Below are 18,460 nucleotides of genomic sequence, written 5' to 3'. Positions count from 1 at the left end.
TACTATTTTTGTGAAAACCAATGAGTACTATTGAAAATAAAAAACATTATATTATTCTTGTCACTTTTGCTTTTTGGTTGTTCAAAAAGCAAAAAAGATGCTCCCAACTCTAAGGCTACTTCTGATAGTGTTTCCTATTATTTTAATCAATCCAAAAAAGAAAACCTGAATAAGAATCAGAAAATTAAAAACCTCAACAAGGCACTTAACCATGTTGAGAGACTTAATAACGATTCCAAAAACAGAGATAAATTAGCTGAAATAACTTTTGAATATTATAACTTAAATAGTCCGAAAGAATTCTACAAGTCAGCAAATTTTTTACTTAAAAAATCATTACTTACCAAGGATTCTGTTAACCTAGGAAAAGCATATAGATGTAAAGCTACTTATTTCATGAGTACGCAAGAACTTGACAGTTCTTTTATATACTACATTAAAGCTGAAAAAATATATTCAAAACCAAGTGACGAATTAGTCCTAGGGAACATATTACTGAACAAGGGAGTTATTCAATATTTAAAAAGTGATTTTCTTGGTGCTGAATTATCTTTAACAAGAGCTTATTCTTTTTTTAAAAATTCTGATAAAAAAGACAAATTATATGCAACACTAAATCAATTAGGATTAGTTTACAATGAATTAAAAGAGTATGATAAGGCTGTTTTCTTCCATACCAAAGCCTTAGAGACCGTAAATGAGTTTAACCTCCAAAACGAGGAACATCAGAAAGCTGTTTGTTACAACAACTTAGGATATCTATACGTAAAACAAAAAAACTATCCAAAAGCAATCAGTAATTTTGAAGCAGCGCTTAAAGACACGTCTATTCTCCAAGATGACCCTGATTTATATGCCCTATTAATCGATAATCTTGCTTATTCTAGATTACAATCATCAAACTTTAAAGATCTTCCACGGCTTTTTTATGAAGCACTTGATATTAGAGAGAAATTAAATGATCAAACCGTTATAGTCGGAAGTAATATTCATCTATCTGAGTACTATTATAAAATAAAAGATTTAAAAAAGGCTATAAACTATTCAGAAATTGCACTCCAAAAAGCTAGAAATTCGAAAATTCCAAATAACGAGGTTTTAGCCCTAAAACAAGCATCTATTGTAGATTCTAAAAAATCTGCTGCTTACTCTAATGAATACATCAGAATAAGCGATAGTCTTCAAATAGCTGAAAGAAACTCCAAAGACCGCTTCGCAAGAATTCAACTCGAAACCGACGAAATCATTCAAGAAAAAGAAGGCCTTGCCGAGACAAACAGAACCCTTCTCTACGTTTTTGTAGTATCATTCATTGTGGTGGTGTTGTTATTTGTCGTGAGAGCGCAAAGAGCCAGAACTCGGGAATTATTGTACAAACAAGCCCAACAAAAAGCCAACGAAGACATTTACAACCTGATGATGTCCCAACAGGCTATTATTGACGAAAGCCGTAGCAAAGAAAAGAAACGATTGGCGCAAGACTTACATGATGGGGTTTTGGGTAGGATGTTTGGTTTGCGTTTGAATCTTGATAGCTTAAATTCAAGCACGGATGGCGAGGCGGTTCAAAAGCGTTTTGAATTATTAAACGAACTGAAAACCATCGAACAAGACATTCGTGAAATATCCCACGACTTAAATAGAGAAAAACAAGTTTTAATTAATAACTTTGTTTCCATCGTTCATAATTTATTAGAAGAACAAAAAACATCCTTTGAAGCCAATGTAACTTACACCATCGATGAAAATGTGGTTTGGGACAAAATAGGAAACGCCATTAAGATCAATATGTACCGTATTCTGCAGGAAGGTTTGCAAAACATTAATAAATATGCTAATGCTTCCAACATTTTTGTTGAAATCAAAGGCGATGGTGAAAATGTATATTTGAAAATCCAAGATGACGGAATTGGTTTTGATGTCAACAGAAAAAGCAAAGGAATTGGAATGCAAAATATGATCTCCAGAACGCACGATTGCAAAGGAATCATCGACATCAATTCTAAAAAAGACAACGGAACTAAAATAGTAATAACCATACCAATAGAAACCAAACCAATAATTGTAGAACAAGAATGAAAAGCCCTATCCAAATTTTAATCGTTGACGACCATCCGTTCATTATTGAAGCCTACAAAAATGCCATTAACAAATACAGTCAAAATGGCTTCGAGTTTGTGGTAACACAAGCCAATAATTGCAAAACCGGCTACGAAAATATAGTTAATCAATCGAGACATTTTGATATCGCCTTTTTTGATATCAGTATGCCCGAATATGCCGAAAAAGGAATTTATTCCGGAGAAGATTTGGCCATGCTTATCAAATCCGAAATGCCGGAATGCAAAATCATCCTTTTGACTATGCATACTGAGCTTTTGAAAATCAATAACATCATCAAAAACATCAACCCAAGCGGTTTGATTATCAAAAACGATTTAACCTTTGACGAATTGCTTTTTGCCTTTGATAAAATCATCAATGACGAAAGTTACTACAGCCAAACCGTAATAAAATTAGTGGGTCAAGCCCAATACAACAATATCGAATTGGACGTATTCGACAAACAAATCTTATTTCACTTGTCAAAAGGCGTAAAAACCAAAGATTTACCAACCTATATTCCGCTTTCGTTAAGCGCTATCGAAAAAAGAAAATTAAACATCAGAGAAATCCTTGAAGTAAAAGGTGGTACTGATGTCGATTTAATCAGAGAAGCCAAGACTAAAGGTGTCATTTAACGATTATACGGGAAACCGTAACAAATATGCGGGAAACCGTAATAACTCACACAACAACAATACCTAACTTAGCTGAATGATTTCAGGGTTAGTATTTGTAGAATTAATTAAGTAGTAAAAAACTTCAAACTGCTTTTTAATTTTTCAAGACTTAGGGGGAAGCGATACTTTCGAGTATCGCTTTTTTTATGCGTCCATGGCATCCCAACCTCGAGCTTTCAAAGGAATTTTGGTATTCGCTCTCGTAATTAAATGTATGCCTTCGCTTTCCTGCGTTAAATGACCAATGACTGTAAAATTCGGATTGGCTTTTATTTTATCGAAATCTTCTAAAGCAATTGTAAAAAGCAATTCATAATCTTCGCCACCATTAATCGCAACGGTCGTGGAATCAATATTAAATTCCTCACAAACATTGATAAACTGAGGGTCAACCGGGATTTTTTCTTCGTATAAATTACAGCCAACTTTACTTTGCTTGCAAATATGAATAATCTCCGAAGACAAACCGTCCGATATATCTATCATCGAAGTCGGTTTTACTTCCAGTTTTTGCAATAAATCTCTAATATCGTGACGTGCTTCAGGTCTTAATTGGCGCTCAATTAAATACGTATACGCATCTAAATCGGGTTGGTTGTTTGGATTCACTTGAAACACTTGTTTTTCGCGTTCCAAAACCTGTAATCCCATATAAGCCGAACCTAAATCTCCGGTTACGACTAACAAATCGCCATCATTCGCGCCATTTCTGTAGATAATTTCATTTTCATTGGCTTCACCAATAGCGGTTATCGAAATAATTAATCCTTTTTGAGAAGAAGTAGTATCGCCACCAATTACATCTACATTATAAAATTTAGCTGCCAAAGCAATTCCGTCAAACAGTTCTTCCATGGCTTCCAAAGGGAAACGATTAGAAACAGCCACTGAAACGGTTATCTGAGTAGGCTTTGCATTCATGGCGCAGATGTCGGAAACATTCACTACAACGGCTTTATAGCCCAAATGGCGCAACGGCATATAAGACAAATCGAAATGCACTCCTTCAATCAACAAATCGGTAGAAACAACAGCTTTTTTATCCTTAAAATCTAAAACGGCAGCATCATCGCCTATGCTTTTTAAGGTCGATGGCTGTTTGACATCAAAGTTTTTGGTCAAATGGTCTATCAAACCAAATTCACCCAATTGTGATAACGATGTGCGTTGCGGGGTTTTATCTTCTAACATAGTTGCTGAATTTTAGTCTGCAAAGTTACAAAGTTTTTTAGCCATAGTTTGCACAGATTCTCGTTGATTATTTGCAACTTTATAGGAATAAATTTTTACGATGAAATCATATCCAATTATAACACTAACGCTAAATCCGTCATTAGACAAAAGCACTCATTTTACCGGATTGGTAGCCGAACAAAAAATCCGTTGTGACAAACCAAGATACGATGCCGGTGGTGGCGGAATAAATGTCTCAAAAGCCATTGCCAAACTAGGCGGCAATTCTCTTTGCATCCATACTTCGGGCGGTTCTGCGGGGAAAATGTTGGAGGAGTTAGTCAATAAAGAAGGTATAGAAAGCCGAGTTATTCCAACCCAAAATTGGACTCGAGAAAATTTCATCGCTTTTGAAAACAACTCTAAAGCACAATACCGATTCGGGTTTCCTGGAAATGAACTGACAGAAGCTGAAAAAGAAACCGTAATCGAAACCATCAAAGGAATAAAAGCCACTTATTTAGTCCTCAGCGGAAGTTTAAATGAAGGTTTGCCAACCGATTTCTATCAAATAATCGCAGAAACTGCAAAAGCATCCGGAATAAAAGTAATTGTAGATACTTCGGGCGATGCATTGCAAAAAGTGCTGGATAAAGGCGTTTATCTAATTAAACCCAACATTGGTGAATTGGCCAAATTAATCGGAGTAGAAAGATTAGCATTCCCCGAAGTAGAAAAAGCAGCCAAAACTTTAATCGAAAATGGAAGTGCCGAAATTGTAGTGGTGTCACTTGGAGCAGAAGGCGCCATTTTAGTTTCAAAAAACCAAACTGAATTTGTGCCTGCGCCAAAAGTTATAAAGAAAAGTACTGTCGGTGCCGGCGATAGCATGGTAGGCGGAATAGTTTGGGCTTTGTCACAAAACAAAACTTTAAAAGAAGTTATCCAATGGGGCGTTTCCTGTGGAACAGCAGCTACTATGAACGAAGGTACTCAACTTTTCAAAAAAGAAGATGCAATGAAATTGTTTGAAGGAATGCAGTAATAGTTTAATCAAAAAACCCAACAACTTTCGCCATTGGGTTTCTCTATGTTTTTATACTTTGTACTTCGTGTTTTGTACCTCGTATTTTCTAATCGTTCAATTTCAAAACTGCCATAAAAGCTTCTTGCGGAATTTCAACATTCCCTACCAAACGCATTCTTTTCTTTCCTTTTTTCTGTTTTTCCAACAGTTTACGTTTACGCGAAATATCACCACCATAACATTTGGCAGTAACGTCTTTACGCAACGCTTTGATTGTTTCACGAGCAATGATTTTAGCTCCTATTGCAGCCTGAATCGGAATATCAAATTGTTGTCTTGGAATCAATTCACGCAACTTCTCGCACATTTTTTTACCAATGTTGTAAGCATTACTTTCGTGAATCAAAGCCGAAAGTGCATCTACAGATTGGGCGTTTAATAAAACATCCAATTTTACTAATTTCGACGCTCTCATTCCGATTGGCGAATAATCAAACGACGCATATCCTTTGGAAACTGTCTTTAATCTATCATAAAAATCGAATACAATCTCTGCCAACGGCATGTCGAAACTCAATTCAACACGTTCTGTAGTCAGATACGTCTGATGGGTAATAACACCACGTTTTTCAATACACAAACTCATCACGTTTCCAACAAAATCAGATTTGGTAATAATAGTGGCTTTGATAAACGGCTCTTCAACGCGGTCTAGTTTTGAAGGATCCGGTAAATCGGATGGATTGTTTACTACAAAACCAACTTCCGGTTCTTTTTTGGTGTAAGCCAAATAGGAAACGTTGGGAACCGTAGTAATTACGGTCATATCGTATTCGCGCTCCAAACGTTCTTGAATGATTTCTAAGTGTAGCATTCCTAAGAATCCACAACGGAAACCAAAGCCTAAAGCGGCCGAACTTTCAGGAGTAAAAACTAAACTGGCATCATTCAATTGCAGTTTCTCCATAGAAGCACGTAAATCTTCGTAATCTTCGGTGTCAACAGGATAAATTCCGGCGAAAACCATTGGTTTTACATCTTCAAATCCTGTAATCATATTGGTGGTTGGCGTTTTGGCATCGGTTAAGGTATCACCCACTTTTACTTCTTTCGCTTCTTTAATTCCTGAAATCAAATAACCAACATCACCGGTTGAAATCACATTCTTCGGAACTTGATTTAATTTCAAAGTTCCCACTTCATCTGCAAAATATTCATTGCCGGTAGCCATGAATTTTATTTTTTGCCCTTTTTTTATTTCTCCATTTTTGACACGGAAAATAACTTCGATTCCTCGGAAAGGATTGTAATGGGAATCAAAAATCAAGGCTTGTAATGGTTCGTCTTTGTTTCCTTTTGGTGCCGGAATTTTTTCAATAATGGCAGCCAAAATGTTTTCCACCCCAAAACCGGTTTTACCCGAAGCGTGAATAATGTCTTCCAATTTACAACCTAACAAATCAATAATATCGTCGCTAACTTCTTCCGGATTAGCACTTGGCAAATCCACTTTATTCAAAACCGGAATAATTTCCAAGTCGTTTTCTAAAGCCAAGTACAAGTTAGAAATGGTTTGTGCCTGAATACTTTGCGCAGCATCAACAATCAAAAGCGCACCTTCACAAGCGGCAATCGAACGAGAAACTTCATACGAAAAATCAACGTGTCCGGGAGTATCAATAAGGTTTAGAATGTAATCTTCGCCTTTGTACTTATATTCCATCTGAATGGCGTGACTCTTAATGGTAATCCCACGTTCACGCTCCAAGTCCATATTGTCAAGCAATTGGGCTTTCTCTTCACGAGCTGTAACGGTTTGTGTAGCACCAAGCAATCGGTCCGCAAGCGTACTTTTTCCATGGTCAATGTGTGCAATAATGCAAAAATTTCTAATATGCTTCATCTTCGTAAATCTGTCAATTTTTGGGCAAAACGTGCGTGCGTTTAATCGGCAAATATAAGGCAAAGTTTTGGATTGAATAAATACTTATTTTGCAAAGGGTTTAAATAAAAAATGCTCCTTAAAGGAGCACTTTTGTTTAAAGATTTAAAATCACATGTTCGAGAATGAATTGGGCGTTTCCAATATTCTCATTCGCATGATTGTGAAAAGTGGTGTAATAAATTGTGCCACCGGTACCCGTGCTTGTACAAGAACCCAATGTATCACCATGGGCTTCATGTGCCGGCCAACTCGAGGCTTCAATGGTTATGGTTATTGGATTTGATGAATTGTCATCGGGTTGATGACAAATAGTTATCCAATCAGAGTTTTCTGGACTTCCCACCGGATTTCCTGCTAAACTTGAATCATAAAAATTATTGGTTTTGATCATCAAAGCTTCATTCGTTGTGGTATCTCTAACTAAAACTTCCCAAAAAGTTTCGTCTACCGAAACTATTTTTTGCCAAGAACCTAAATCATATTCGATGTCCAGCGTTGAAAGTCCGATAGCGTTCGCTAAAGCCGTGTTGGTAATAGAAGCGGTAAGTGTTTCTGAATTGCCATTATCAACGGAGCAAAGGGTTGTATCTGGAATAAATCCTCCCGCGGCATTACAAGCAGTTGTATTTGAACCGCCGCCAATTAAGTAAGCCACTGACCAATCGGAGGCATACAAACTTCCACCATTGGTTACAAAATTTGCCAAATTATTAGTGACCGTTGGATTACTCGAAATGGCTCCTGAAATTGAACCACAATTCAAAAAGATAATATCGTACTGTGAAACTATACTGTAATCTGATAATTGGCTAAAAGTTATAGACTCTGCAACATATCCTAAGGAAGTAATGATGTCTTCTATGCTGTCATAATTTCCGCTTACATAAGCAATTCTGGCCACTTGATCCAATCTGAGTAATGACTCTTCTAATTGTTGGGTTTGATTTTCTTGAACAACCACATCAATTTTAGTTCTGAAATTAGAACCATCTCCGGTTTGGATGTAAATTTCTCGGTCACCAACTGGCGCATCCAATTCAAAATCACCGGTAACATTGGTGTAAGTGTGATAAATATTATTATCATTGTCAAAAGTAAATACCAATGCACCACCAACAGCTTTGTGCGTATTGATCGTAGTTACTTTGCCTTTTAATATTCCTGTTTTTTCTCCTGAGGAATTGTTGTTATCATCACTACAGCTAACCAAAGTCAGTACTGATAACAACATAATAAGTAGATGTTTTTTCATTATAATAATTTTTAATTGATTGGTTTAAAGTTGACTAGAACTCAAATTTAATGTTTTTTCTTATATAACATTCACTTTGTTTGTAAATCTTTTCATCAACTCGAAGATTAATAATCATTCAAGGGTTATTCGCAATAGATTTTTACCTTTGCAAAAAATTACATTCAAATTATGCCCAAAATCGGCAACATCCTATTACCTGATTTCCCTTTGCTTCTTGCGCCTATGGAAGACGTGAGCGATCCGCCATTCCGCAGACTTTGTAAGTTGCATGGTGCCGATTTGATGTACTCAGAATTTATCTCTTCCGAAGGACTGATTCGCGATGCGATGAAAAGCCGAATGAAGTTGGATATTTTCGATTATGAGCGTCCGGTTGGCATTCAGATTTTTGGCGGTGATGAAGAAGCGATGGAAATGTCTTCAAGAATTGTTGATGCTGTCCAACCGGATTTAGTGGATATTAATTTTGGTTGTCCGGTGAAAAAAGTAGTTTGCAAAGGCGCCGGTGCCGGTGTTTTAAAAGATGTCGATTTGATGGTGCGCTTGACCAAAGCCGTTATCAAAGGAACTTCGCTTCCCGTAACGGTAAAAACACGTTTGGGTTGGGATGAAAATTCCATCAATATTGATGAAGTTGCTGAAAGATTACAAGATATTGGCGTACAAGCTTTGACCGTTCATGCGCGAACCCGTGCGCAGATGTACAAAGGGCATTCGGATTGGTCACACATTCAAAGAATTAAAGAAAACCCAAGAATTACCATGCCTATTTTCGGAAACGGCGATATTGATTCGCCCGAAAAAGCCTTGGAATACAAAAATAAATACGGTTTAGATGGCATGATGATTGGTCGCGCTGCGATTGGTTATCCGTGGATTTTTAACGAAATCAAACACTATTTCAAAACCGGAGAACATTTGGCACAACCCACAATGACCGATAGAGTCGAAGCCGCCAGAAATCATTTAACTTGGTCAATGGATTGGAAAGGAGAACGCGTTGGAATTGTAGAAATGCGCCGTCATTATACCAATTATTTTAAAGGAATTCCCAACTTCAAGGAACATCGTTTAAAATTGGTTACCCTCGAATCCGCTGAAGCGTTGTTCAAAGCTTTGGATGAAATTCAGGACGTATATTCGGGTTTTCAGTTTGTTTAATCCAACAACTTTTTACTCACTCTACTGCTCGCAATCCAACTGGAAATAAAGCCTAGCGAAATAATCGTAAAGAATACAATTACTACATTTTGAAAACTAAAAACCACCGGATAAGCCAAGGTTTCAGTGATCATAACCAAACTAAACTGTTGCTGAATTACGACCACTATTATGCCCAGTAGCAATCCGATAATACCTCCAAAAACACTAAGCAAACTACCTTGTAACAAAAATATTTTCTTCAAATCTTTGATTTCGGAACCCAAATTGTAAAGTGTTTTCAAATTGGATTTCTTATCCAAAACCATCATAATCAGAGCGCCGATTAAGTTGAAAAGGGCAATGATAATGACCAAAGTAAAAATCAAATACACCGCAATATTCTCGGTATTCAACATTTTGTATAAAGTCGCGTTTTGCTGTGTTCGGTTTTTGATGTCCACTTTATTTTGAAACAGGATATTCAGTTTTTCAATGACATTCGCTTCAGATGCCTCGGGCTTTAGCTTAATTTCGAGTCCCGAAATCTGATTCGGTTTTAATTCTAATAAATATCGCGCCAAATTCAAGTCGCAAAAAACATATTTACTATCTAAATCTTCACTTATGGCATAAATCCCTATCGGAATCAACTTGGCTTTGTTGAACGCTTCGGCTTCACTTTCGATTACGCCTTTGCCTTTTCGCGGCACATACACCTCAAACGGATTGTTGAAATCAAAAAGACCTAAAGACAATTTTTCGGAAATTCCGTAGCCAATTACCACTTGAATTGTATTGGGTTCCAACCATTTTCCGTTAATCAAATTTTGATCGACTACATTGGTTTTGGTAAAATTGGCATCGACACCTTTTAAATACGTCACTTGTTCTTTACCGTCAAAGAAAAAAAGAACCCTTTCCTCAACAACTTTACTATAAGAAGCAACGCCTTCCATGTTTTTGAGATGGGATTCTCGTTCGGGTGAAATAACAAAAGATTTTCCTGAAATGGGATTGACTTTTAAATCGGGATCAAAGTCATTGGAAAAAGACAAACTAAAAACCCGCAATCCGCTAAAAACAGAAAGCACCACAAACAAAGCCATGGCGCCAACAATAATTCCTACCGAAGCAATACCCGTAATAATATTAATAGCATTGTTTTTACTTTTGCTAAAAAGGTATCGTTTGGCTATGTAAAGCGAAAAGTTCAAATTAGAATTTCTTGCGTTTGTCTAAAAGGTCGCGGTTTTCAATCGGATTTTCTTTTCCGGCTAAGGCATTGTCAATTTTTTCAATGTAATCCAACGAATCGTCGATATAAAAAGCCAAATTCGGCACTTTGCGCAATTGCAATTTTACGCGTTGTGACAAATCGTGTTTGATTAATGGCGCATTGGTTTTTATGGCTTCCAATAAATCTTTAGCCTTGTCTTGTGGAAAAACGCTCAAATATACTTTGGCAATCGACAAATCGGTAGTTACGCTCACTTTTGAAACTGAAATCACCAAGTTAGAAATGCCGTTTTTACGCACTTCTCCTTGAAGAATATCCACCAAATCCTTTTGCAATACACTGCCAATTTTTTTCTGTCTGTTCGTTTCCATGGGGCAAAAATACAACTTTTAAGTTAGAAAGTTGCTGAGTTGCTGAGTAACTGAGTTTTTTTGAGGAGCTCTTCCTGCTGTCCGTTATATCTTTTTCCGGCTAAAAAGCCGTAAAAAGGATGCCACTTCCATCAGGGCTAATTTGTGAAATCCTTATCTTTGAATTTTTAATCTGCTCAGCGACTCAGTTACTCAGCAACTCAGCAACTCCAAAAATGAGAAAAATTGAACATATAGGCATAGCCGTAAAAAGTTTAGAAACTTCCAACCTGCTTTTTGAAAAACTCTTCGGAAATCCACCCTACAAAGAAGAAGAAGTCGCCAGTGAAGGTGTAAAAACGTCTTTCTTTATGAATGGCCCAAATAAAATAGAACTTCTCGAAGCCACAAATCCCGATAGCCCAATCGCTAAATTCTTGGAAAAGAAAGGTGAAGGCATTCACCACATCGCTTTTGATGTAGAAGACATCCTTTCAGAAATGGAACGCTTAAAAAATGAAGGCTTCACCATCTTAAATGAAACGCCTAAAAAAGGTGCTGATAACAAGCTGGTTGCATTCTTACATCCGAAAGGCACCAACGGCGTTTTGATTGAACTTTGTCAAGAAATCCGCTAAAAATAGTTGCAACGAAACAAAAATAGTAGTAATATTGCAACCTCAACAACCGGTCCTATAGCTCAGTTGGTTAGAGCACCTGACTCATAATCAGGTGGTCCTTGGTTCGAGCCCAAGTGGGACCACAAATAAAAAAGACCTCAAAATAGAGGTCTTTTTTATTCATTAAAAAACCAAATTTTCGAAAATATCGTTAATAGATATAGATTTTTGATATAATTTTCGCAATAGTAATTTTAATTTGCACTATTATCTATACTTTTGCACATTAAATTTCTATTAACTTGATTGATTTAATAATTAATTTATTTTGGTGATTAGATTTTTTTTATACTTTTACGCACTATGAAATTTGTCCCGAATAGAATTATTACCATTCTGGCCGTGTTTTTGTTGCCGCTGACAACTGTCTTAGCAGCGCCAGGACCACCACCACCATCTACGCCGCCACCGCCACCAGGTCTACCTTTGGACGGAGGTGTATTATTATTGATGGTCATCTCATTACTCTTTGGTTGTTACAAAATTTATAAATCAAACATAAAAAAAGCATCCCTTTAAAAGGATGCTTTTTCTTTATAAATTCACGAATTTTTAAAGTTATTGTCTTACCGCATACAATCTTGCCACGTATTTTCCCACAACATCAAACTCTAAATTTATTTTTTTTCCAATTTGGAACGTTTTAAAATTAGTGTGTTCAAAGGTATAGGGAATAATGGCTACGCTAAATTCATTGTCTTTAGAATTGACTACTGTCAAACTAACGCCATTTACCGTTATTGAGCCTTTTTCAATAGTAATATTATTCAACTTACTATCGTACGCAAAAGTAAAGTACCAACTTCCATTAGCTTCTTCTATTGATTTACAAATTCCTGTTTGGTCCACATGACCCTGAACAATATGACCGTCTAATCGGTCTCCCAATTTCATGGCGCGTTCTAAATTGAGTAAATCTCCCGCTTGCCAATCGCCTAAATTTGTTTTTTCAATGGTTTCTCTTATGGCTGTTACTGTGTATTCATTATTATCAATCGCTACAACCGTAAGACAAACGCCGTTGTGGGAAACACTTTGGTCAACTTTTAACTCATGGGTGATTGAAGAGGAAACGGTTACATGAATATTATCATGGTCTTTTTTAATTTCTTTGATTATTCCAAGGGTTTCGATTATTCCTGTAAACATTATGGTTTTATTTTACTAAATTTGCACTTCAAAATTAGCAATAAATAACCAGTACTTCTTATGAAAAAAGCAGAAAATATAATCGTTGGAATATCCATTGGAGATTTAAACGGTATTGGAAGCGAAGTAATCCTTAAGACTTTTGAAGACTCCAGAATGTTGGAGCTCTGCACTCCGGTTATTTTTGCCAATGTCAAAGTGCTTTCCTTTATCAAAAAAACTTTGGAATTAACCGCGCCATTACACGGTATTGACAAAATAGAGCAACTGGTTATCGGAAAAATCAATGTGCTAAACATCTGGCGTGAAGGTGTTGATTTGAATTTTGGAGCCAATGAGGAAAACATAGGGAAATATGCTATAAAATCATTTGTAGCCGCAACCAAAGCCTTGAAAGAAAATCAAATTGATGTATTAGTTACTGCGCCAATCAATAAATACAATATCCAATCGGAAGAATTTAAATTTCCGGGACATACCGATTATTTAGACCAAGAATTAGAAGGAAACGCCTTGATGTTAATGGTTCAGGATAACTTGAAAGTTGGTTTATTAACCGACCATATTCCGGTGAATGAAGTGGCCAAACATTTAACAGAAAAATTGATTGCCCAAAAAGTAGAAACCATAAAACACTCTTTGATTCAAGATTTTGGCATAAACAAACCTAAAATTGCGGTACTGGCTTTAAATCCTCATGCAGGAGACAACGGCGTTATAGGCAAAGAAGATGACGAAATTATAAAACCTGCCATAAAAAAATTATTCGATAAAGGCACTATGGTTTTTGGTCCGTTTGCCGCAGATGGTTTTTTTGGCAGTAACCAATATGAAAAATATGATGCTGTAATCGCCACTTATCATGACCAAGGATTAATTCCGTTTAAAACTTTGTCTTTTGGGAATGGCGTAAATTACACTGCCGGTTTAAATAAAATAAGAACTTCTCCCGATCACGGAACGGCTTACGAAATAGCCGGAAAAGGAGTTGCCGACTATAATTCATTCAAGGAAGCAGTTTATACAGCGATTGATATCTATAATTCGAGATTTCAGCACCTGGAAATCAGCAAGAATCCCTTGAAAACAAAAGAAAAACAGTTATAAACAAAAAAATGTTCATAAGGTTATTGGAATTCCAATAATTTTATATCTTTGCACTCCCGAAATGTCGGGTCAAATTGTTGTTTAGATGAAAAGTACAAATGAATATTTAATTCCTTTTGTAGGGTTAAAATTAGGAAAGCATCAGTTTGAGTTTAAAATAAACAAAAAGTTCTTTGACGAATTTAGTTTTGATGAATTCGAAAGTTGTGATGTAACAGTGAATGTTGCCTTTGAAAAAAAGTCAACCATGTTGGAAATCAACTTTAAACACAGTGGAACCGTTAACGTTCCATGTGACTTAACCGGAGAACCATTTGATTTACCTATCAAAGGAAAAATTAAATTGGTAGTACAGTTTGGTGACGAATTCAACAATGATAATGATGAATTATTGATATTGCCTCACGGAGAACATCAAATAGATTTATCGCAATACATTTATGAAATGATTGTATTGTCTGTGCCGCTCAAAAGGGTTCATCCCGGAGTAAAAGACGGCACATTACAAACAGAAGCATTAAAAAAACTAAACGAATTACAAGTAAAAGAAGCAAAAGAAGTAAAAAAAGAAGATGATATTGACCCGCGTTGGGACAAATTAAAACAACTATTAACGGATAAATAATATAGTACAATGGCACATCCTAAGAGAAAAATCTCCAAAACAAGAAGAGACAAAAGAAGAACTCATTATAAAGCAACTGTTGCTCAAATCGCTACTTGCCCGGTAACCGGTGAAGCGCATTTATACCACAGAGCTTACTGGCACGAAGGAAAAATGTATTACAGAGGACAAGTAGTTATTGATAAATCAGTAGCTGTTGCTTAATTAAGTTTTTTTTACAAAACAAACTCCCACTTTATGGGAGTTTTTTGTTTTAATTAATTTTAGCAAATATCCAATCCTAATCATCTTAGGTATAATTTTTTTTTGTAATTTCCACAACTTTTCGATTTCAAAAAATCGACTGGAAAAATACCATTTTTATGACTACAATTACAGCCGCTATTACCGCAGTTGGAGCTTATGTTCCGGAATTTGTACTCTCAAATCAAGTACTGGAAACCATGGTTGATACCAATGACGAATGGATTACCACTCGTACCGGAATCAAAGAAAGAAGACTTTTAAAAGAAAAAGGTAAAGGCACTTCTTATATGGCTATTAAAGCCGCTCAAGATTTAATTTCTAAAGCCAATATCAATCCTGAAGAAATCGATTTAGTCATTATGGCGACTGCTACTCCGGATATGCCCGTAGCTGCCACAGGTGTTTATGTGGCCAGTCAAATTGGCGCGGTAAATGCTTTTGCCTATGATTTACAAGCCGCTTGTTCGAGTTTCTTATTCGGAATGTCGAATGCGGCAGCTTACATTGAATCAGGAAGATACAAAAAAGTGCTTTTAATTGGTGCCGATAAAATGTCTTCTATAATTGATTATACTGATAGGGCTACTTGTATCATCTTTGGTGATGGTGCAGGTGCAGTTTTATTTGAACCCAATTACGAAGGATTGGGTCTTCAAGACGAGTTTTTAAGAAGCGACGGCATCGGTAGAGAATACCTAAAAATTGACGCCGGTGGTTCCATTCTTCCGCCTTCTGCTGAAACAGTTGCCAATGGTCAACACTTTGTTTTTCAAGACGGAAAAACGGTTTTCAAATACGCAGTTTCCGGAATGGCAGACGTTAGTGAAAAAATCATGGAGCGCAATAACTTAACCAAAGACGATGTTAATTGGTTAATTGCCCACCAAGCCAATAAAAGAATCATTGATGCTACCGCTAACCGAATGGGTGTTGACGAAGAGAAAGTATTGGTAAACATTCAAAAATATGGAAATACTACCTCAGCAACCTTACCTTTGTTGTTGAGCGATTTCGAAGATAAATTCAAAAAAGGCGATAATTTAATTTTTGCAGCATTTGGTGGTGGATTCACTTGGGGTTCTATCTATCTAAAATGGGCATACAACAAACAACAATAAAACTAATTCTAAAACTAACTAATTATGGATTTAAAAGAAATTCAAAACCTAATCAAATTTGTATCCAATTCCGGAGTTGCTGAAGTAAAGTTAGAGACGGGTGACATTAAAATTACAATCCGAACTACCTTAGAAGGAAATTCACCTGATATTACTTATGTGCAACAAGCGCCAATGCAGCAAGCTATGGCTGCACCAGTTGCTGCTCCTGTAGCTGCTGCACCGGTTGCCGCTGCTCCTGCTGCTGATGACAATTCAAAATACGTAACTATAAAATCTCCAATGATTGGAACTTTCTACCGCAAACCTTCTCCGGACAAACCGGTATTTGTTGAAGTGGGAAGTACTATTCAAAAAGGTGACGTACTTTGTGTGGTAGAAGCGATGAAGTTATTCAACGAAATCGAAGCAGAAATCACCGGTAAAATCGTTAAGATTTTAGTTGATGATATGTCTCCGGTAGAATTTGACCAACCTTTATTCTTGGTAGACCCATCTTAAAAAGTTAGAAGTTAGAAGTTGGAAGTTGGAAGTTATTTTCTAACAACTGATTTTTAATTGATGCATGAAATTGTCTAATTATCTAATTAAAATAAGATGTTTAAAAAAATATTAATTGCCAATAGAGGGGAAATTGCGCTTCGCGTGATTAGAACCTGTAAAGAAATGGGCATCAAGACCGTGGCGGTTTACTCAACAGCCGATGCGGAAAGTTTACACGTAAAATTTGCAGACGAAGCAGTTTGTATTGGGCCACCGCCAAGTAATTTATCTTACTTGAAAATGTCGAATATCATCGCGGCTGCCGAAATCACTAATGCCGATGCGATTCATCCGGGTTATGGTTTCTTATCTGAAAATGCGAAATTCTCTAAAATTTGTCAGGAACACGGTATCAAGTTTATTGGTGCTTCGCCTGAAATGATTGACCGTATGGGTGACAAAGCTTCGGCTAAAGCCACGATGAAAGCGGCCGGAGTTCCTTGTGTTCCTGGTTCTGAAGGTCTTTTAGAGTCATACGAACAAGCTTTAGAATTGTCTAAAGGCATGGGTTTCCCGGTAATGTTGAAAGCTACTGCCGGTGGTGGTGGAAAAGGAATGCGTGCCGTTTGGAAAGAAGATGAATTATTGAAAGCGTGGGAAAGCGCTCGTCAGGAATCAGCGGCAGCGTTTGGTAATGACGGGATGTATTTGGAGAAATTAATCGAAGAACCACGCCATATTGAAATACAAGTGGTAGGTGATTCTTATGGAAAAGCTTGTCACTTATCAGAAAGAGATTGTTCGGTGCAACGTCGTCACCAAAAATTGACAGAGGAAACTCCGTCTCCGTTCATGACAGACGAGTTGAGAACTAAAATGGGTGAAGCCGCAGTAAAAGCAGCCGAATTTATCAAATACGAAGGTGCCGGAACCGTAGAATTCTTAGTAGACAAACACAGAAACTTCTACTTCATGGAAATGAATACGCGTATCCAAGTAGAGCACCCCATTACAGAACAAGTTATTGATTACGATTTGATTCGTGAGCAGATATTAGTAGCAGCCGGTGTGCCAATTTCTGGTAAAAACTATTTACCGCAATTGCACTCTATTGAATGTCGTATCAACGCTGAAGATCCTTATAATGACTTCCGTCCTTCACCGGGTAAGATTACGGTTTTACATGCGCCGGGTGGACACGGAGTGCGTTTAGATACTCACGTTTACGCAGGTTATACGATTCCGCCGAATTATGACTCGATGATTGCTAAGTTGATTACGACTGCGCAAACCAGAGAAGAAGCCATCAACAAAATGAAACGCGCTTTGGATGAGTTTTACATTGAAGGGATTAAAACAACCATTCCGTTCCACAGACAGTTGATGGAAGAACCGGATTATGTAGCCGGAAATTACACTACGAAGTTTATGGAGAGTTTTAAAATGAACGATCCGGAATAAATAAAGAAACCCAGCTTGAGAGAGTTGGGTTTTTTGTTTGAATTTGTTTTAGCACGGATTGCAAATCCGCGCTATCTGGGATAAATAGAAAGCCCTGCTGAAAAGCGGGGCTTTTTTATTTGTTTACTCTTTGTTTTCTTTGGATTGGTTGATGAGCTTGGCGACTTCTTTGAGTTGTTCTAATGGAAGTGTCTTTAAGGTTTGTTGCCAATCGAACTCTTCGTTTTTGGGGACTAGTTTGTTTAGCGGATGGTCATTGGCTAGTTTTTGGGTGCTGTTGGGTTTGTAGGCCAAGAGGTCGTTAGGTTCACAATAAAGGAGTTCACAAATCTTTTCGATGTGGTCTAAACGGAAGGTTCGGATGTGGCCATTGAGCAAGTCGTTAGCGGAATGTGGTGAGATGCCGGCCTTTACTAAAAAGGTATAAGGTCTTTCGATTTGGCGGGTCTTCATAATGGCTCTGAGGTTGAATACTAACATATTTATATTGGTTTAAAGCATTACTATGGTTTCATTATCTGCAAATAATGTTCCAAAATAGGGATAGCTGTTGTTAAAATACGGAAAGCTGTTGCATGCTTAGGGAGAAATGATGCAAGTTCCGGGAATGATGGTGCGAGTTTTGGGAATGATGATGGAAGTATTGGGAAAAATGATGAAATCACTAGAAATGATAAT

19 protein-coding genes and 1 tRNA gene are annotated in these 18,460 nt (G+C 37.0%); 12 read left to right on the top strand and 8 right to left on the bottom strand.

Annotation, left to right across the window (positions count from 1 at the left end):
- Positions 1 to 30 precede the first annotated feature (30 nt).
- Both ACK4HO_RS01250 and ACK4HO_RS01245 read left to right on the top strand, forming a co-directional pair.
- Positions 31 to 2,079, top strand: a complete 2,049-nt coding sequence (locus ACK4HO_RS01250) for a tetratricopeptide repeat protein (RefSeq protein WP_409661417.1) — start codon at positions 31 to 33, stop codon at positions 2,077 to 2,079.
- Positions 2,076 to 2,741: a response regulator gene (locus ACK4HO_RS01245; protein ID WP_409661414.1), complete on the top strand. Its 666-nt coding sequence runs from the start codon at positions 2,076 to 2,078 to the stop codon at positions 2,739 to 2,741. Before ACK4HO_RS01250 ends, ACK4HO_RS01245 begins: the two co-directional genes overlap by 4 nt.
- A 186-nt stretch (positions 2,742 to 2,927) precedes the next feature.
- Here the strand turns inward: ACK4HO_RS01245 and thiL are convergent, their stop codons facing one another.
- Positions 2,928 to 3,974 carry a thiamine-phosphate kinase gene (thiL, locus tag ACK4HO_RS01240; protein ID WP_409661411.1) on the bottom strand — a complete coding sequence of 349 codons (1,047 nt, stop codon included), beginning with the start codon at positions 3,972 to 3,974 and terminating at the stop codon, positions 2,928 to 2,930.
- Positions 3,975 to 4,074: 100 nt separating this feature from the next.
- Between thiL and ACK4HO_RS01235 the strand changes: the two genes are divergently transcribed.
- Positions 4,075 to 5,001, top strand: coding sequence for a 1-phosphofructokinase family hexose kinase (locus ACK4HO_RS01235; protein WP_409661408.1), 927 nt, complete (start codon positions 4,075 to 4,077; stop codon positions 4,999 to 5,001).
- Positions 5,002 to 5,089: 88 nt separating this feature from the next.
- Here ACK4HO_RS01235 and lepA read toward each other — a convergent pair whose 3' ends face one another.
- Together lepA and ACK4HO_RS01225 are read right to left on the bottom strand one after the other, a co-directional pair.
- Positions 5,090 to 6,886 carry a translation elongation factor 4 gene (lepA, locus tag ACK4HO_RS01230; protein WP_409661405.1) on the bottom strand — a complete coding sequence of 599 codons (1,797 nt, stop codon included), beginning with the start codon at positions 6,884 to 6,886 and terminating at the stop codon, positions 5,090 to 5,092.
- Between the two features lie 136 nt (positions 6,887 to 7,022).
- The gene (locus ACK4HO_RS01225; RefSeq protein ID WP_409661402.1) at positions 7,023 to 8,180 is read right to left on the bottom strand and encodes a hypothetical protein; all 1,158 of its coding nucleotides are present in this window, start codon (positions 8,178 to 8,180) and stop codon (positions 7,023 to 7,025) included.
- A 171-nt stretch (positions 8,181 to 8,351) separates the two neighbouring features.
- Between ACK4HO_RS01225 and dusB the strand changes: the two genes are divergently transcribed.
- Positions 8,352 to 9,344, top strand: a complete 993-nt coding sequence (dusB, locus tag ACK4HO_RS01220) for a tRNA dihydrouridine synthase DusB (protein WP_187659060.1) — start codon at positions 8,352 to 8,354, stop codon at positions 9,342 to 9,344.
- On the opposite strand, the gene ACK4HO_RS01215 is transcribed toward dusB, so the two are convergent.
- Entirely contained in the window at positions 9,341 to 10,540 is a 1,200-nt protein-coding gene (locus ACK4HO_RS01215) for an ABC transporter permease (protein WP_409661399.1), read from the bottom strand. The genes dusB and ACK4HO_RS01215 overlap by 4 nt on opposite strands.
- A 1-nt stretch (position 10,541) precedes the next feature.
- Positions 10,542 to 10,934 carry a 30S ribosome-binding factor RbfA gene (rbfA, locus tag ACK4HO_RS01210; RefSeq protein WP_171221360.1) on the bottom strand — a complete coding sequence of 131 codons (393 nt, stop codon included), beginning with the start codon at positions 10,932 to 10,934 and terminating at the stop codon, positions 10,542 to 10,544.
- A gap of 215 nt (positions 10,935 to 11,149) precedes the next feature.
- Here rbfA and mce point away from each other — a divergent pair, with 215 nt between their 5' ends.
- Both mce and ACK4HO_RS01200 read left to right on the top strand, forming a co-directional pair.
- Entirely contained in the window at positions 11,150 to 11,551 is a 402-nt protein-coding gene (gene mce / locus ACK4HO_RS01205; RefSeq protein WP_409661395.1) for a methylmalonyl-CoA epimerase, read from the top strand.
- A 51-nt stretch (positions 11,552 to 11,602) separates the two neighbouring features.
- Positions 11,603 to 11,676: transfer RNA gene (locus ACK4HO_RS01200), tRNA-Ile, on the top strand.
- Between the two features lie 192 nt (positions 11,677 to 11,868).
- Here ACK4HO_RS01200 and ACK4HO_RS01195 read toward each other — a convergent pair.
- Together ACK4HO_RS01195 and ACK4HO_RS01190 are read right to left on the bottom strand one after the other, a co-directional pair.
- Entirely contained in the window at positions 11,869 to 12,051 is a 183-nt protein-coding gene (locus ACK4HO_RS01195; RefSeq protein ID WP_409661392.1) for a hypothetical protein, read from the bottom strand.
- Between the two features lie 100 nt (positions 12,052 to 12,151).
- A complete protein-coding gene (locus tag ACK4HO_RS01190; RefSeq protein ID WP_409661389.1) occupies positions 12,152 to 12,742 on the bottom strand; it encodes a riboflavin synthase in 591 nt (196 codons plus the stop codon).
- A gap of 60 nt (positions 12,743 to 12,802) precedes the next feature.
- On the opposite strand from ACK4HO_RS01190, the gene pdxA reads away from it, so the two are divergent.
- From pdxA to accC, 6 genes are all read left to right on the top strand, one after another.
- Positions 12,803 to 13,849 carry a 4-hydroxythreonine-4-phosphate dehydrogenase PdxA gene (gene pdxA / locus ACK4HO_RS01185; RefSeq protein WP_409661387.1) on the top strand — a complete coding sequence of 349 codons (1,047 nt, stop codon included), beginning with the start codon at positions 12,803 to 12,805 and terminating at the stop codon, positions 13,847 to 13,849.
- 85 nt (positions 13,850 to 13,934) lie between these two features.
- Entirely contained in the window at positions 13,935 to 14,474 is a 540-nt protein-coding gene (locus ACK4HO_RS01180) for a YceD family protein (RefSeq protein WP_409661384.1), read from the top strand.
- Between the two features lie 9 nt (positions 14,475 to 14,483).
- Positions 14,484 to 14,678: a 50S ribosomal protein L32 gene (rpmF, locus tag ACK4HO_RS01175; RefSeq protein WP_121312109.1), complete on the top strand. Its 195-nt coding sequence runs from the start codon at positions 14,484 to 14,486 to the stop codon at positions 14,676 to 14,678.
- A gap of 158 nt (positions 14,679 to 14,836) precedes the next feature.
- Positions 14,837 to 15,838: a beta-ketoacyl-ACP synthase III gene (locus ACK4HO_RS01170; RefSeq protein WP_409661381.1), complete on the top strand. Its 1,002-nt coding sequence runs from the start codon at positions 14,837 to 14,839 to the stop codon at positions 15,836 to 15,838.
- Between the two features lie 24 nt (positions 15,839 to 15,862).
- Positions 15,863 to 16,339, top strand: coding sequence for an acetyl-CoA carboxylase biotin carboxyl carrier protein (gene accB / locus ACK4HO_RS01165; protein ID WP_409661378.1), 477 nt, complete (start codon positions 15,863 to 15,865; stop codon positions 16,337 to 16,339).
- Between the two features lie 96 nt (positions 16,340 to 16,435).
- Positions 16,436 to 17,782, top strand: a complete 1,347-nt coding sequence (gene accC / locus ACK4HO_RS01160; protein WP_409661376.1) for an acetyl-CoA carboxylase biotin carboxylase subunit — start codon at positions 16,436 to 16,438, stop codon at positions 17,780 to 17,782.
- A gap of 123 nt (positions 17,783 to 17,905) precedes the next feature.
- Here accC and ACK4HO_RS01155 read toward each other — a convergent pair whose 3' ends face one another.
- Positions 17,906 to 18,262, bottom strand: coding sequence for a helix-turn-helix domain-containing protein (locus ACK4HO_RS01155; protein ID WP_409661373.1), 357 nt, complete (start codon positions 18,260 to 18,262; stop codon positions 17,906 to 17,908).
- Between the last annotated feature and the right edge of the window lie 198 nt (positions 18,263 to 18,460).

The organism is Flavobacterium sp. (assembly GCF_046296355.1).
In the GTDB taxonomy this organism is placed as follows: domain Bacteria; phylum Bacteroidota; class Bacteroidia; order Flavobacteriales; family Flavobacteriaceae; genus Flavobacterium.
Note: the sequence above shows the minus strand (reverse complement) of the source record. Positions and strands in the feature narration are given on the sequence as shown.